This is a genomic window from Pseudomonas sp. R3-18-08 (assembly GCF_003852065.1).
Lineage (GTDB): Bacteria > Pseudomonadota > Gammaproteobacteria > Pseudomonadales > Pseudomonadaceae > Aquipseudomonas.
Map to the genome: position 1 here is coordinate 434,894 of NZ_CP027729.1, position 13,981 is coordinate 448,874.

The window sequence follows — 13,981 nt, forward strand, 5'->3', positions numbered from 1 at the left end:
GTCACTTTGGTTTTTCTCACGTCCGCAAGTGCTAATCTCTGCGCGTTCGTCCGCCTTCTGCGACCTATCGTCGCGCCAAAATGGAGTTTCACCCAAAAAAACGGTCACGCTTTGCGTGCAAGGCCGAGGGGGAGAGCGCCTGACGGACGCATACCAATAACTGGGGGAAACACCAATGAGCACTAGCACTGCGGCCGATATCAACGCCGCACCGCCTGCGTTCCTGTCCAAGGAACGCATTATCGCCAAGCCCGGCTTCAACCGCTGGCTGGTTCCGCCGGCCGCCCTGGCCATTCACCTGTGCATCGGCATGGCCTACGGTTTCTCGGTGTTCTGGTTGCCGCTGTCCAAGGCGCTGGGTATCACCGCACCGGTCGCCTGTGCGCCGGACATGGGCTTCATCGCCCAAGTCTTTTCGTCTCAATGCGACTGGCCCATCTCCATGCTGGGCTGGATCTACACCCTGTTCTTCATCTTCCTGGGCTGCTCGGCAGCAATCTGGGGCGGCTGGCTGGAACATGCCGGGCCACGCAAGGCCGGTGTCGTATCGGCACTGTGCTGGTGTGGTGGCCTGCTGATCTCGGCCTTGGGTATCTATACCCACCAGATCTGGCTGATGTGGATCGGCTCCGGGGTCATTGGCGGTATCGGCCTGGGCCTGGGCTATATCTCGCCGGTATCGACCCTGATCAAGTGGTTCCCGGACAAGCGCGGCATGGCCACCGGCATGGCGATCATGGGCTTCGGTGGCGGCGCGATGGTCGGTGCACCGCTGGCCGCAGCACTGATGGGCCACTTCGCTTCGCCGACCAGCGTGGGCGTATGGCAGAGCTTTTTGGTGATGGCTGCGATTTACTTCGTGTTCATGATCGGCGGCGCACTCTCGTATCGCGTGCCGCCGACCGGCTGGAAGCCTGAGGGCTGGACCGCGCCGGCGAAAAAAGCCAGCAACGCGATGATCACTCATCGTCATGTGCATGTGAACGTGGCGTGGAAAACCCCGCAATTCCGTCTGGTATGGCTGGTACTGTGCCTGAACGTGTCGGCCGGTATCGGCATCCTCGGCATGGCGTCGCCACTGTTGCAGGAAGTGTTCGGCGGCAAGCTGCTGGGTGTGGATGTGCCGTTTGGTCAGCTGGATGCCGGGCAACTGGCGTCGATTGCAGCCATCGCGGCAGGCTTCACCGGGTTGTTGAGCCTGTTCAACATCGGTGGCCGGTTCTTCTGGGCGTCGTTCTCTGACTACCTGGGCCGTAAAAATACCTACTTCGTGTTCTTCGCCCTGGGCTTTGCCCTGTACGCGCTGATCCCGAACCTGGGGCACCTGGGCAACGTGGCGCTGTTCGTGGCGGCGTTCTGCATCATCCTGTCGATGTACGGCGGTGGTTTTGCGACGGTGCCGGCTTACCTGGCGGACCTGTTCGGTACGCAAATGGTCGGCGCGATCCATGGTCGCCTGTTGACCGCCTGGGCTGCGGCCGGCGTGCTGGGCCCGGTGTTGGTGAACTACCTGCGTGAATATCAGCTGAGCATCGGCGTCGAGCGCGCTGCGGCCTACGACATCACCTTGTACATCCTCGCCGGCCTCCTGGTGCTGGGCTTTATCTGCAACCTGCTGGTGCGTCCGGTGGCCGACAAGTACTTCATGACCGACGCGGAACTTGCCGCCGAACAGGCGCTGGGCCATGACAAAGGTGCTGATGCCAGCACTTCCCTGGAGTGGAAAGCGGCTCCTGGCACCGTCCCCATGGCGATCGCCGCCTGGCTGGTGGTGGGCATTCCGCTGGCGTGGGGTGTGTGGGTGACCCTGCAGAAGACGGCTGTACTGTTCCACTAACACCGCAAAACCTTTGTGCCTGATCGTTCCCGCGCTCCGCGTGGGAATGCATCCCGTGACGCTCCGCGTTACCAGCGCGCAGGCTCTGAGTCTTACACCCGTTGGCGGGACACGGAGCGTCCCAGGCGGCATTCCCACGCAGAGCGTGGGAATGATCTTCGCGCACCATGCTGGGGCGCTTTGATCAACTCGTCAGTCTTATCCCCTTCGATGTTTCTGTTTAGCGCCCGCGCCCCTATAATGGCTGCCTTTTTCGCCCAATGATTTGCGGAGCTGGTGATGGTCGAACGTATGGCGTCCGTCGAGCGCGACACTCTGGAAACCCAGATCAAAGCCTCGATCAACCTGGATGGCACCGGAAAGGCCCGATTTGATATCGGTGTCCCTTTTCTTGAGCACATGCTGGACCAGATCGCCCGTCACGGGCTGATCGACCTGGATATCGTCAGCAAGGGCGACCTGCATATCGACGACCACCACACGGTGGAAGACGTAGGCATCACCCTCGGCCAGGCATTTGCCAAGGCCATCGGCGACAAAAAAGGCATCCGTCGCTACGGCCACGCCTATGTCCCGCTGGATGAAGCGCTGTCGCGCGTAGTCATCGACTTCTCCGGCCGCCCAGGCCTGCAGATGCACGTGCCCTACACCCGCGCCACCGTGGGCGGCTTTGATGTCGACTTGTTCCAGGAATTCTTCCAGGGTTTCGTCAACCACGCACTCGTCAGCCTGCACATCGACAACCTGCGCGGCACCAACACCCACCACCAGATCGAAACCGTGTTCAAGGCCTTCGGCCGCGCGCTGCGCATGGCCGTCGAGCTCGATGACCGCATGGCCGGGCAAATGCCGTCGACCAAGGGCGTTTTGTAATGCAGACGGTCGCGGTTATCGATTACGGCATGGGTAACCTGCACTCGGTGGCCAAGGCCCTCGAGCACGTCGGGGCCGGCAAGGTGCTGATCACCAGCGATGCCAGCGTGATTCGCGAAGCCGACCGCGTGGTGTTCCCAGGCGTCGGTGCGATTCGCGACTGCATGGCCGAGATCCGCCGCCTGGGCTTTGACAGCCTGGTGCGTGAAGTCAGCCAGGACCGCCCGTTCCTCGGCATCTGCGTGGGCATGCAAGCCTTGCTCGACAGCAGTGAAGAGAACGATGGCGTTGACTGCATCGGCCTGTTCCCAGGCCAGGTGAAGTTCTTTGGCAAGGACCTGCATGAAGACGGCGCCCACCTGAAAGTCCCGCACATGGGCTGGAACGAAGTGCGCCAGAGCATGGATCACCCGCTGTGGCACGAAGTGCCGGACATGGCGCGCTTCTACTTCGTGCACAGCTACTACATCGCCGCCGGTAAACCGGAGCAGGTGGTGGGTGGCGGGCACTACGGCGTCGACTTCGCCGCCGCGCTGGCCGACGGTTCGCGCTTTGCCGTGCAGTTCCACCCGGAGAAGAGCCATACCCATGGCCTGCAGTTGCTGCAGAACTTTGCCGCGTGGGACGGACGCTGGTAAATGGCCAAGAAGCCCAAGCCGCCGATCTTGAACCTCACGCCCGAGCAGGAACGTGAGGCTACCGACAAGATCAAGCGTTTCATGGAGGACCGCTTCGAGCTCAAGCTGGGCTCGTTCGAGGTCGCCGAGATTCTTGAGCTGTTCACCACCGAGGTGGCACCGCACTATTACAACAGGGCGATTTTCGATACGCAGACGCTCCTTAAAGAAAGGTTCGAAAGCATCGAAAGCGACTTGTGGTCGCTTGAGAAACCCTGATTTCCCAAGCATTGCTGAATATCGAATAAGGTTTGCCAGATGCTGATTATCCCCGCTATCGATCTCAAGGACGGCGCCTGCGTACGTTTGCGCCAAGGCCGCATGGAAGATTCCACCGTGTTCTCCGATGACCCGGTGAGCATGGCCGCCAAATGGGTGGAAGGGGGCTGCCGTCGTCTGCATCTGGTGGACTTGAACGGCGCCTTCGAAGGCCAGCCGGTCAATGGCGAGGTGGTCACCGCCATCGCCAGGCGCTACCCGAACCTGCCGATCCAGATCGGCGGTGGCATCCGTTCCCTGGAAACCATCGAGCACTACGTCAAGGCCGGCGTGAGCTACGTGATCATCGGCACCAAGGCCGTGAAAGATCCGGCCTTCGTTGCCGAAGCCTGCCGCGCCTTCCCAGGTAAAGTGATCGTGGGCCTGGACGCCAAAGACGGCTTCGTCGCCACCGACGGCTGGGCGCAGATCAGCACCGTGCAAGTGATCGACCTGGCCAGGCAGTTCGAAGCCGACGGCGTGTCCGCCATCGTTTATACCGACATCGCCAAAGACGGCATGATGCAGGGCTGCAACGTGCCGTTCACCGCAGCGCTGGCGGCGGCGACGAAGATTCCGGTGATTGCGTCCGGTGGTATCCACAACCTGGGCGATATCAAGTCGCTGCTGGACGCCAAGGCGCCTGGCATCATCGGCGCCATCACCGGCCGCGCGATCTACGAAGGTACCCTGGACGTCGCTGAAGCCCAGGCTTACTGCGACGCCTACAACGGCTGAGGACTGACCATGGCGCTGGCCAAACGCATCATCCCTTGCCTGGACGTCGACAACGGTCGCGTGGTCAAGGGCGTCAAGTTCGAGAACATCCGTGATGCCGGCGACCCGGTGGAAATTGCCCGTCGCTACGATGAGCAAGGTGCCGACGAAATTACCTTTCTCGACATCACCGCCAGCGTCGACGGCCGCGACACCACCTTGCACACCGTCGAGCGCATGGCCAGCCAGGTATTTATCCCGCTGACTGTGGGCGGCGGCGTGCGCACCGTGCAGGACATCCGCAACCTGCTCAATGCCGGTGCGGACAAGGTCTCGATCAACACGGCGGCGGTGTTCAACCCGGAGTTCGTCGGCGAGGCCGCGCAGCACTTCGGCTCGCAGTGCATCGTGGTTGCCATCGACGCCAAGAAAGTCTCCGGCCCTGGCGAAACCCCGCGCTGGGAGATCTTCACCCATGGCGGGCGCAAGCCCACCGGTTTGGACGCGGTGGAATGGGCGATGAAAATGGAAGGCCTGGGCGCCGGTGAAATCCTGCTGACCAGCATGGACCAGGACGGCATGAAAAACGGCTTCGACCTGGGCGTGACGCGCGCCATCAGCGACGCGCTGGGCATCCCGGTGATCGCTTCCGGCGGGGTCGGCAACCTGCAGCACTTGGCCGATGGCGTCATCGAAGGCCACGCCAGCGCGGTGCTGGCGGCGAGTATTTTCCACTTCGGCGAATACACGGTCCCTGAGGCCAAGGCCTACATGGCCGCACGCGGTATCGTCGTTCGCTAAACGCTGGACACCATGGCAGGCTCGCGGCACTCTCTGCGCTTGCCATGGATTCCGGTAGCCTTCATGTTCAAACACCTGCTGCTCGCCCTCGCCAGTTCCTCCATGCTCATGGTGGCTACGGCACACGCCGAAGAATCGTCTGACGCCTCCCTGGTGTTGCTGACGGAAAATTTCCCGCCCTACAACATGGCGAAGAACGGCAAGAATTTCGCCAAGGACGAGAACATCGAAGGCATCGCCGTGGACATCGTGCGGGAAACCTTCAAGCGCGCCGGCATTTCCTACAATCTCACGTTGCGGTTTCCTTGGGAGCGAATCTACAAACTCGCCCTGGAAAAGCCTGGCTATGGCGTATTCGTCATGGCACGTCTGCCGGACCGTGAAGCGCTGTTCAAATGGGTCGGGCCCATCGGCCCGGACGACTGGGTGCTGCTGGCCAAGGCTGACAGCAAGATCCAGCTCAACGGCCTTGAGCAGGCGCGCCGCTACAGGATTGGCGCCTACAAGGGCGATGCCATTGCCCAGAGCCTGGACAAGCAGGGGCTCAAGCCGATTGTCGCCTTGCGTGACCAGGATAATGCGCAAAAGCTCATGGAGGGCCAGATAGACCTGTGGGCCACCGGCGATCCTGCTGGCCGTTACCTGGCGCGGCAGGTGGGGGTGAACGGGCTCAAGACGGTGTTGCGGTTCAACAGTGCGCAGCTTTACCTTGCGTTGAACAAGGATGTGCCGGATGAATTGGTGGCCAGGCTTCAGGCCGCGCTGGATGAACTACGCAAGAGCGGCCGAGTAGACGAAATCATGGCGCAATATCTGTAGGAGCGAGCTTGCTCGCGAAAGACGTCAACGATGACGCGAGCCTCCTGGGGGTACGCGGCGGTCTCAGGTTTTTCGCGAGCAAGCTCGCTCCTACAGGGGCGGAGGGCCGTCAGCGATAGATGCCGTTTTTGCCGTGGGCACTCATGGCCTGATTACTGCGCACGCTGATCATCAACTTGATATCGATCCACTCCACACCCTGGGCCTTGAGCTTGGGCAACTCGCGCTCGAGCACCGCCAGCGTTTGCGGATAAGGATGCCCGATCATCACCGCCGAACCCTGCTTGTGCGCCAGCTTGATTGCGGTTTGCAACTGCGTGGTAATCGCCGCCTCGGTGCGTTCGTCATCGAGGAACACATCCCGCGAAACATGCGCCAAACCAATCTTCTGCGCCTCAGCCGCAGCCACCGTCTGCGCGCTGGTACGGCTGTCTACAAAGAACTTGTGGCGCCGTTGCAGCTCGCCCATCAACCAGGCCATTGCCTGCGGCTGCGCGGTCATACGGCTGCCCATATGGTTATTGATGCCAGCGGTGTAGGGCACGGCCTCGAACGCCGCGTTCAGGCGCTTGCCCAGCTCTTCGATCGACAGCTCAGGGTGCCAGGCAAACGGCCCGGTGGCCGGGTCCATGGGCATGTGCAGGATGACAATCTTGCCGGCCTTGTGGGCTTCGCGGGCGAATTCGGCGGCGTGGGGGGTGTCGGGCATGATCGCGGTGGTGACCGGCCCAGGCAGGGCCAGCACGCGACGATCCCTGGGCAGGTTTTGCCCCAGGTCGTCGATGATCAGGGTCAGGTAGGCTTTGTGCGGCTCGCCGGCCGGCGTCGCTTGGGCGAATCCGGCCAGGCTGCACAGCACGGCGATAATCAGTGCAACACGCATATCAACGGCTGCGCGTGATGCTCAGGCCCTTGAGCAGGCTCAGCGCCTGGGCCAACTGGTAGTCGTCGTCCTGCGGCATCGGCTTGGCTTTGGCGCCGCTGCCGGTCGGCTGGTCGGCCCCGCCGTTGCCATTGCCCAGGTGGCCTTGCAGATCGGCTTCCTTGTAGTACTCGCTGTCGATCTCGTTGGTGATCTTGGCCCTGCGCACTTCGATGTCCGGCACGATGCCCTGGGCCTGGATCGAGCGACCATTGGGCGTGTAGTACAGCGCCGTGGTGATCTTCAGCGCACGTTCGTTATTGAGCGGCAGCACCGTTTGCACCGAACCTTTACCGAAGCTGGTGGTGCCCATCAACACGCCGCGCTTCTGGTCTTGCAGGGCGCCGGCGACGATCTCCGATGCCGAGGCGCTGCCGCCGTTGATCAGCACGGCCAGCGGCACGTTCTCGCTGAGGTCGTTGCCGGTGGCCGAGAAGCGCAGCTCGGAATTGGCGATACGGCCCTTGGTGTAAACGATCAGGCCCTTGGTGATGAAGTGATCGACCACTTCCACCGCCGACTGCAACACGCCGCCTGGGTTGTTGCGCAGGTCGAGCACGATGCCGTTGAGCTTCTTGCCGTTATCCTTGCGCAGCTTGGCCAGGGCCTTGGCCACTTCGTCGCCGGTCTTGACCTGGAACTGGGTGATGCGGATGTAGCCGTAGCCCGACTCCAGCAACTGGCTCTTCACGCTCTTGACCGTGATGGTCGCGCGGGCCAGGGTCACGTCGAACGGGTTGCCGCCGTCGCGCACCAGGGTCAGGGTGATTTTCTGGCCGAGCTTGCCGCGCATCTTGTCGACGGCTTCGGTCATGGATTGGCCGCGGGTCGGCTGGCCGTTGATCTTGACGATCAGGTCGCCGGCCTGGATGCCGGCCTTGGACGCAGGGGTATCGTCGATGGGCGAGACCACTTTGATCTGGCCGTCTTCGGAGCCCACTTCGATGCCCAGGCCGCCGAACTCACCGCTGGTGCTTTCCTGCAGTTCGGCAAAGTCTTCCGGGCCCAGGTAGGCGGAATGCGGGTCGAGGTTGCTGAGCATGCCCTTGATGGCATTTTCCAGCAGGGTCTTGTCGTCTACGGGTTCGACATAGGCTGCCTTGATCCGGTCCATGACCTCGGCAAAGGTACGCAGCTCGTCCAGCGGCAACGGCGCCTTGGTGGTCGCGGCCATAGCGGCGGGCGCAGCCGGTGCGGCCTGGTCGGCGAAAGCCAGAGGCGCGCCGATCACCAGGGCGATCGTCAGGGCCAGCGAAGTGAGGCGGGACAAATGCAGCATGTCGAACGAGCTCCTAATGTAGATGCGACCCTATCCTTGGGATCGGCACCATTGTGCGGGATCGCTCGGGCGACCCTGCTGACGAATAGCGAAGTACAGCGCCGGCGTGTCCTGGCCACCACTGTTACCGACAGTGGAGATGGATTCACCGGCTTTTACCACATCACCTGCCGACTTGAGTAACGTCTGATTGTGGCCGTAAAGGCTCAAATAGCCATTGCCGTGGTCAAGAATCACCAGCAAACCGGCCCCGCGCAGCCAATCGGCAAACACCACGCGCCCGCCGTGAACGGCGTGGACCTGGCTGCCGGCAGAGGCGCTGATCATCACCCCATCCCACTTGGCGCGGGTGTCATCGCCACGGGTTTCCCCAAAGCGTGCCAATAGTCGACCATCAACGGGCCATGGAAGTTTTCCGCGAGCTGAAGCAAAAGGCCCGCCGAACGACTCGCCGCTGCTGGAAACCAATGGGCCAGGCGCTGCATGTGCCGGCTTGCGTGGAGCCGGCGCATCGGTAGTGGCTGCCAGTTCGGCCTCACGCTGGCGCTTTTTTTCGGCTTCCTGCTGCGCGATCAGCGCCTTTTGCCGCGCTTCTTCGGCCTCGCGCGCCTGGCGAGCAAGGGTTTCTTCGATCGTCTTGAGCACTTTGGCCAAATCGGCCTGGTCTTGCTCGCGCGCTTGCAGCTTGGCGTCGCGGGCTTTCACGTCGTCGTTGAGCTTGGCCAGGGCTTGCTGGCGTTCCTTGCGGACTTTATCGAGTTCGTTGCGCTGGGTGTCGAGTGCGGTTTTCTGGTCGAGCAGCTGTGCCTGCTGGTCATTGATCTCCTGCTCGACATTGGCCAACTGGCGCAGGGTTTCGTTGAAGCTCTTCAATTGCGCCAGGCGCGCCTGGCTCACGTAATCGTAATAGGTGAGGGTGCGGGCGAATTTTTCCGGGTTCTGCTGGTTGAGCAGCAGCTTGAGGTATTCCTGGCGGCCGCTCTGGTAGGCGGCGCGGGCCTGGATCGCGATCAGGCGTTGCTGCTCAACGCGTGCGCTCTGGAGTTTTTTTTTCTCAGCGTCGAGTCGCTCCAGTTCCGACTCGCTCTTCTTTAATTCTTTTTGCAGCTCCTGGACCTGCTTCTCCAGCTTGCCCATTTCGGTTTCCGTGCCGCGCAGGTCTTTCTGCACGCCGGATTTCTCTTCCTGGAGCTTGCCGAGCAGTTTTTTCAGCTCGGTAATGTCCTGACGCGTAGCGTCCAACTGTTGTTGGGTTTGTGCGCGCTCATCGGCAAACGCCGGTTGGAGCAGGCAGACAAGAGCGAGGGTAATCAAGGCGCGAAGCATAGAGGCGGGCGACACCAGGGGAAAGGGACGGCCTAGTATGCCCGCCAAGCGCTGCAAAAAAAACGCCCAATTGGGGCTGGCGGGCAAGATAGGTGCCGAGTGGCGGTGGTATGGCAAAAAGATATCTACCAAACGGTGCAAAGCTAATGTGGGAGGGGGCTTGCTCCCGATAGCAGTAGCTCAGTCACATAAGTGTCGACTGACCCACCGCTATCGGGAGCAAGCCCCCTCCCACACTGTTTTGTGGTGTGTTTTGGATTAAACCAGAATTGAGGTCCCGGTCATCTCTTTCGGCTTCTCCAGCCCCATCAACATCAGCATGGTCGGCGCCACATCCGCCAGTACGCCACCGTTGCGCACTTTGAAATCGCGCTTGCCGACGTAGATGAATGGCACCGGTTCGGTGGTGTGGGCCGTATGCGCCTGGCCGGTGGATTCATCGGACATCTGCTCGCAGTTGCCGTGGTCCGCCGTGATCAGCGCTTCGCCACCGACCTTGTCCAGGGCATCGACAATGCGACCGACGCACAGGTCCAGGCATTCCACGGCCTTGACCGCCGCTTCCAGGTTGCCGCTGTGACCGACCATGTCACCGTTGGCGTAGTTGACCACGATCACGTCGTAACGCTGATGCTCGATGGCGTCGACGATCTTGTCGGTGACTTCCGGTGCGCTCATTTCCGGTTGCAGGTCGTAGGTGGCGACTTTGGGCGAGGGGATCAGGATGCGCTCTTCGCCGGGGAACGGTTCTTCACGCCCGCCGGAGAAGAAGAAGGTCACGTGGGCATATTTTTCGGTTTCGGCGATGCGCAGTTGCGTCTTGCCGTTTTTTGCCAGGTAGTCGCCCAGCACGTTTTCCAGGCTGCCCGGAGCGAACGCCGAGGGGGCCGGGATATTGGCAGCGTATTGGGTCAGCATGACGAACTCGACGTTCGGCTGGCGCGCGCGCTCGAAGTCTTTGAAGCCGTCGTCGACAAACACATGGCTCAGCTCACGGGCACGGTCGGCGCGGAAGTTCATGAACACCATGGCGTCGCCGTCTTCGACCTTCACCGGCTCGCCGATGGTGGTGGCCTTGACGAATTCATCGCTCTCGCCACGCGCATAGGCGGCTTCCAGGCCTTGCTGGGCGGTAGGGGCGTTGAATTCGGCCTGGCCGTCGACGATCAGGTTGTAGGCTTGGGCCACGCGGTCCCAGCGGTTGTCGCGGTCCATGGCGAAGTAGCGGCCCACGATGCTGGCGATACGGCCCTTGCCCAGGGCGGTGAAGGTGGTGTCGAGCAGTTCGATGGACGACTGCGCGCTTTTCGGCGGGGTGTCGCGGCCATCGAGGAAGGCGTGCAGGTAGATTTTGTCGGCGCCGCGCTTGAAGGCCAGTTCGGCCATGGCCACCAGGTGGTCCTGATGGCTGTGCACGCCGCCATCGGACAGCAGGCCCATGAAGTGCACGGCCTTGCCGGCGGCGACGGCTTTATCCACCGCAGCGCAGATGGTCGGGTTCTCGAAGAACTCGCCATCGCGGATCGCTTTGGTCACACGGGTGAAGTCCTGATAGACCACTCGTCCGGCGCCGAGATTCATGTGGCCGACTTCCGAGTTGCCCATTTGACCGTCCGGCAGGCCCACGTCCATGCCGGAACCGGAGATCAAGCCGTTGGGTACGGTGGCGGTGAGGCGGTCCAGCACGGGCTTGTTCGCTGCGTACACAGCGTTGTCGTGGTGGCTTTCACTGTGTCCGAAGCCATCGAGAATTATCAGGACCAAAGGTTTAGGCGTGGTAGTCATAGATCCTCTCGCGGCGGTAATAAAGGAAGACAATGGAAAAGGGAGTGGCAGTTTAAAGCGAAGTTCCAACCGCGTCACCGCTTTACGGGGGTTGGCCGCCCCTGGCGGCTGTGTATACTTACCGCCATTTTAACGCCCTGGAACCTCCTTGATGGTTGATCACCTGATTGCATTTGCCACTGCCCACTATCTGCTCGTGGGTGCCTTCGTCATCCTGCTGGCGCTGCTGATCGCTCACGAATTGAGCCGTGGTGGCCGCAGCCTGAGCACGTCGGAGCTGACCGCGCTGGTCAACAAGGATGAAGCGGTTGTCGTGGATATCCGCCCGGCCAAGGATTTCGCCGCCGGCCATATCGTCGGCGCCCTGAACATTCCCCAGGACAAGCTGATGGCGCGCCTGGGCGAACTGGAAAAGCACAAGGCCAAGACCATCATCCTGGTCGACGCCCAGGGCCAGCATTCCGGCACTCACGCGCGTGAAATGCTCAAGGCCGGCTTCACCGCCGCCAAACTGTCCGGCGGTATCGGCAGCTGGAAGGCCGATAACCTGCCGCTGGTGAAGTGATATGAGCCAGGTTGTCGTGTATTCCAGCGATTATTGCCCTTATTGCGTGCGAGCCAAGGCTTTGCTGGGTAAGAAGGGCGTTGCCTTCGAAGAGATCAAGGTCGATGGCAAGCCCCAGGTGCGCGCCGAAATGGCCCAGAAGGCAGGGCGCACGTCGGTCCCGCAGATCTGGATCGGCACCCGGCACATCGGTGGCTGCGACGACCTGTTTGCCCTTGAGCGCGCCGGTAAACTTGATGCGCTGCTGTCCGCCTAACCCCTAAAAGCCCCAAGATAGAGAAGGATCTGCGATGACTGATCAACAGAACACCGAAGCAGCAGAAGCCCAAGGCCCACAGTTTTCGCTGCAGCGCATCTATGTGCGTGACCTGTCGTTCGAAGCACCGAAAAGCCCGGCCATCTTCCGCCAGGAGTGGACCCCAAGCGTCGCGCTGGACCTGAACACCCGTCAAAAAGCCCTGGAAGGCGACTTCCACGAAGTCGTGCTGACCCTGTCGGTCACCGTCAAGAACGGCGAAGAAGTGGCCTTCATCGCTGAAGTGCAACAGGCCGGTATCTTCCTGATCCAGGGCCTGGACGAAGCGTCCATGAGCCACACCCTGGGCGCGTTCTGCCCGAATATCCTGTTCCCGTACGCCCGTGAGACCCTGGACAGCCTGGTCACCCGTGGCTCGTTCCCGGCGCTGATGCTGGCACCGGTGAACTTCGATGCCCTGTACGCCCAAGAGCTGCAGCGCATGCAACAGGAAGGTTCGTCGACGGTTCAATAAGTCGATGCGGTAAAAAATGTGGGAGGGGGCTTGCTCCCGATGGCGGTGGGTCAGCTACAGATATGCTGGCTGATATACCGCTATCGGGAGCAAGCCCCCTCCCACATTTTGTTTTGTGTGTTATTTAAAGCCGAGTTGGCGCCAGCCTTCATAGACCGCCACGGCGACGGTGTTCGACAGGTTCAGGCTGCGGCAGCCTTCGCGCATCGGCAAGCGCAGGCGATGGCCGTCGGGCAGGGCGTCGAGCACTTCGGCCGGCAGGCCCCGGCTCTCCGGGCCGAACAGAAACGCGTCGCCCTCGGCGAAGCTGGCATCATGAAACGGCCGCGAGCCCTTGGTGGTGAACGCGAACAAGCGCGGGTGGCCCAGGCTTTCCAGGCAGCTTGCCAGGTCGGCGTGGCGCTTGAGGGTGGCGTACTCGTGGTAATCCAGCCCGGCGCGGCGCAGGCGTTTGTCGTCCATGTCGAAGCCCAGCGGCTCGATCAAATGCAGGTGGCAGCCACTGTTGGCGCACAGCCTGATAACGTTGCCGGTATTCGGCGGAATTTCTGGTTGAAAAAGGATGACGTGAAACATGCACGGCTCCGAAGGTAAAGATGCGCTGCATTCTACCCCCGAAGACGATCCGAGGCCGAAGCTATTGCCACGGGTGCTCGGCTCACTGGCGATTGTCGGCTTGATGATTGGCTTGATGATCGGTCGCTTGACCACTGCGGACCCGGTCGAGCTGCAGCAGGTGGAACCTGCGGCGGACGGTCTGGTGGTGTGGTTCAACAGCGAACCCAAGCTGCACGGCGAGCATATCGACGGCACCGTGGCGCTGCTGTTCGACGCACAGGGCAAGGCCGCCAGTGGGCAACTCAAGGTCAATGACAAGGACGTGAACTGGCGCGTACGCAAGACCGACAGCGGCTTGCTGCTGAACCTGGTGGCGGCTCGGCCATTGCGCGGGGAGTGGAAGGGCGAAGAGGTCGATGACCGCTGGCGGCTGGAGATCCATCTCCACGAGCAATAAAAGAGGGAGTTCCCGGCCTGCCTGTACCAGGGCTCCCAAAACGGGGTGAAGCCTAGGGCTTCGGTGTTAAAGAGGGGATTCTCGGCCTGCCTGTACCAAGGTCCCCGAAACTGGGTAGTACAAGAGGTATTGCAGGGGGCGTGCCAGAGTTTGCAATTGGCGCTATAAAAACTTGAAAGAAAGCGCAAAGCCCCGGAATTCGGGGCTTTGGTGGTTTGAGCTGTCGAGAATTCTTCAGCGATAACGATCTTTCAGGTATCAGGCCCGTGCCCAACGCCGGTTCATGGTGCATTGAAGCGGTGCACGATCCCGAAACCTTGTGAAGATCCAAATGTGG

The 13,981-nt window shown here is 61.4% G+C and carries 16 protein-coding genes; 11 read left to right on the forward strand and 5 right to left on the reverse strand.

Annotated features, from left to right (window positions below):
- Window positions 1–175 precede the first annotated feature (175 nt).
- The 7 genes from C4J92_RS01945 (at window position 176) to C4J92_RS01975 (ending at window position 5,982) form a co-directional block, all read left to right on the forward strand.
- Entirely contained in the window at window positions 176–1,837 is a 1,662-nt protein-coding gene (locus C4J92_RS01945) for an OFA family MFS transporter (RefSeq protein ID WP_124365484.1), read from the forward strand.
- A 279-nt stretch (window positions 1,838–2,116) separates the two neighbouring features.
- Window positions 2,117–2,710, forward strand: coding sequence for an imidazoleglycerol-phosphate dehydratase HisB (gene hisB, locus C4J92_RS01950; RefSeq protein ID WP_003237513.1), 594 nt, complete (start codon window positions 2,117–2,119; stop codon window positions 2,708–2,710).
- On the forward strand, window positions 2,710–3,348 hold the full coding sequence (hisH, locus tag C4J92_RS01955; RefSeq protein WP_124402789.1) for an imidazole glycerol phosphate synthase subunit HisH: 639 nt from the start codon (window positions 2,710–2,712) through the stop codon (window positions 3,346–3,348). Before hisB ends, hisH begins: the two co-directional genes overlap by 1 nt.
- Entirely contained in the window at window positions 3,349–3,606 is a 258-nt protein-coding gene (locus tag C4J92_RS01960; protein ID WP_005783916.1) for a DUF2164 domain-containing protein, read from the forward strand. It begins immediately after the preceding gene.
- A gap of 39 nt (window positions 3,607–3,645) precedes the next feature.
- Entirely contained in the window at window positions 3,646–4,383 is a 738-nt protein-coding gene (hisA, locus tag C4J92_RS01965; RefSeq protein ID WP_124360856.1) for a 1-(5-phosphoribosyl)-5-[(5-phosphoribosylamino)methylideneamino]imidazole-4-carboxamide isomerase, read from the forward strand.
- 9 nt (window positions 4,384–4,392) lie between these two features.
- Window positions 4,393–5,163 carry an imidazole glycerol phosphate synthase subunit HisF gene (gene hisF, locus C4J92_RS01970; RefSeq protein ID WP_003171107.1) on the forward strand — a complete coding sequence of 257 codons (771 nt, stop codon included), beginning with the start codon at window positions 4,393–4,395 and terminating at the stop codon, window positions 5,161–5,163.
- A gap of 63 nt (window positions 5,164–5,226) precedes the next feature.
- Complete coding sequence (locus C4J92_RS01975; protein WP_124402790.1) at window positions 5,227–5,982, forward strand: ABC transporter substrate-binding protein; 756 nt, start codon at window positions 5,227–5,229, stop codon at window positions 5,980–5,982.
- A gap of 109 nt (window positions 5,983–6,091) precedes the next feature.
- Here the strand turns inward: C4J92_RS01975 and C4J92_RS01980 are convergent, their stop codons facing one another.
- From C4J92_RS01980 to gpmI, 4 genes are all read right to left on the reverse strand, one after another.
- Entirely contained in the window at window positions 6,092–6,865 is a 774-nt protein-coding gene (locus C4J92_RS01980) for a divergent polysaccharide deacetylase family protein (protein WP_124402791.1), read from the reverse strand.
- A gap of 1 nt (window position 6,866) precedes the next feature.
- Complete coding sequence (locus C4J92_RS01985; protein ID WP_124365488.1) at window positions 6,867–8,183, reverse strand: S41 family peptidase; 1,317 nt, start codon at window positions 8,181–8,183, stop codon at window positions 6,867–6,869.
- Between the two features lie 30 nt (window positions 8,184–8,213).
- Entirely contained in the window at window positions 8,214–9,509 is a 1,296-nt protein-coding gene (locus C4J92_RS01990) for a murein hydrolase activator EnvC (RefSeq protein WP_124365489.1), read from the reverse strand.
- Between the two features lie 258 nt (window positions 9,510–9,767).
- Complete coding sequence (gene gpmI / locus C4J92_RS01995) at window positions 9,768–11,294, reverse strand: 2,3-bisphosphoglycerate-independent phosphoglycerate mutase (protein ID WP_124402792.1); 1,527 nt, start codon at window positions 11,292–11,294, stop codon at window positions 9,768–9,770.
- 151 nt (window positions 11,295–11,445) lie between these two features.
- Between gpmI and C4J92_RS02000 the strand changes: the two genes are divergently transcribed.
- From C4J92_RS02000 to secB, 3 genes are read left to right on the forward strand one after another with little or no spacing between them, the layout of a single operon-like run.
- A complete protein-coding gene (locus C4J92_RS02000; protein WP_124360862.1) occupies window positions 11,446–11,859 on the forward strand; it encodes a rhodanese-like domain-containing protein in 414 nt (137 codons plus the stop codon).
- A gap of 1 nt (window position 11,860) precedes the next feature.
- A complete protein-coding gene (gene grxC, locus C4J92_RS02005; protein ID WP_124365491.1) occupies window positions 11,861–12,115 on the forward strand; it encodes a glutaredoxin 3 in 255 nt (84 codons plus the stop codon).
- A gap of 34 nt (window positions 12,116–12,149) precedes the next feature.
- Complete coding sequence (secB, locus tag C4J92_RS02010) at window positions 12,150–12,629, forward strand: protein-export chaperone SecB (protein WP_012721755.1); 480 nt, start codon at window positions 12,150–12,152, stop codon at window positions 12,627–12,629.
- A gap of 120 nt (window positions 12,630–12,749) precedes the next feature.
- On the opposite strand, the gene C4J92_RS02015 is transcribed toward secB, so the two are convergent.
- Window positions 12,750–13,205 carry a tRNA (cytidine(34)-2'-O)-methyltransferase gene (locus C4J92_RS02015; protein ID WP_003171120.1) on the reverse strand — a complete coding sequence of 152 codons (456 nt, stop codon included), beginning with the start codon at window positions 13,203–13,205 and terminating at the stop codon, window positions 12,750–12,752.
- On the opposite strand from C4J92_RS02015, the gene C4J92_RS02020 reads away from it, so the two are divergent.
- Window positions 13,204–13,644 (forward strand): hypothetical protein, encoded by a 441-nt coding sequence (locus C4J92_RS02020; RefSeq protein WP_124402793.1) that lies wholly within the window; start codon window positions 13,204–13,206, stop codon window positions 13,642–13,644. The genes C4J92_RS02015 and C4J92_RS02020 overlap by 2 nt on opposite strands.
- Window positions 13,645–13,981: the final 337 nt, after the last annotated feature.

Bases quoted from the DNA above. Each gene is read 5' to 3' on its own strand.
- C4J92_RS01980 (WP_124402791.1), bottom strand. From the start codon at position 6,865: ATGCGTGTTGCACTGATTATCGCCGTGCTGTGCAGCCTGGCCGGATTC.
- hisA (WP_124360856.1), top strand. From the start codon at position 3,646: ATGCTGATTATCCCCGCTATCGATCTCAAGGACGGCGCCTGCGTACGT.
- C4J92_RS01945 (WP_124365484.1), top strand. From the start codon at position 176: ATGAGCACTAGCACTGCGGCCGATATCAACGCCGCACCGCCTGCGTTC.
- C4J92_RS01985 (WP_124365488.1), bottom strand. From the start codon at position 8,183: ATGCTGCATTTGTCCCGCCTCACTTCGCTGGCCCTGACGATCGCCCTG.
- C4J92_RS01990 (WP_124365489.1), bottom strand. From the start codon at position 9,509: ATGCTTCGCGCCTTGATTACCCTCGCTCTTGTCTGCCTGCTCCAACCG.
- grxC (WP_124365491.1), top strand. From the start codon at position 11,861: ATGAGCCAGGTTGTCGTGTATTCCAGCGATTATTGCCCTTATTGCGTG.
- C4J92_RS01960 (WP_005783916.1), top strand. From the start codon at position 3,349: ATGGCCAAGAAGCCCAAGCCGCCGATCTTGAACCTCACGCCCGAGCAG.
- hisH (WP_124402789.1), top strand. From the start codon at position 2,710: ATGCAGACGGTCGCGGTTATCGATTACGGCATGGGTAACCTGCACTCG.
- hisB (WP_003237513.1), top strand. From the start codon at position 2,117: ATGGTCGAACGTATGGCGTCCGTCGAGCGCGACACTCTGGAAACCCAG.
- C4J92_RS02020 (WP_124402793.1), top strand. From the start codon at position 13,204: ATGCACGGCTCCGAAGGTAAAGATGCGCTGCATTCTACCCCCGAAGAC.
- C4J92_RS02015 (WP_003171120.1), bottom strand. From the start codon at position 13,205: ATGTTTCACGTCATCCTTTTTCAACCAGAAATTCCGCCGAATACCGGC.
- C4J92_RS02000 (WP_124360862.1), top strand. From the start codon at position 11,446: ATGGTTGATCACCTGATTGCATTTGCCACTGCCCACTATCTGCTCGTG.
- secB (WP_012721755.1), top strand. From the start codon at position 12,150: ATGACTGATCAACAGAACACCGAAGCAGCAGAAGCCCAAGGCCCACAG.
- hisF (WP_003171107.1), top strand. From the start codon at position 4,393: ATGGCGCTGGCCAAACGCATCATCCCTTGCCTGGACGTCGACAACGGT.
- C4J92_RS01975 (WP_124402790.1), top strand. From the start codon at position 5,227: ATGTTCAAACACCTGCTGCTCGCCCTCGCCAGTTCCTCCATGCTCATG.
- gpmI (WP_124402792.1), bottom strand. From the start codon at position 11,294: ATGACTACCACGCCTAAACCTTTGGTCCTGATAATTCTCGATGGCTTC.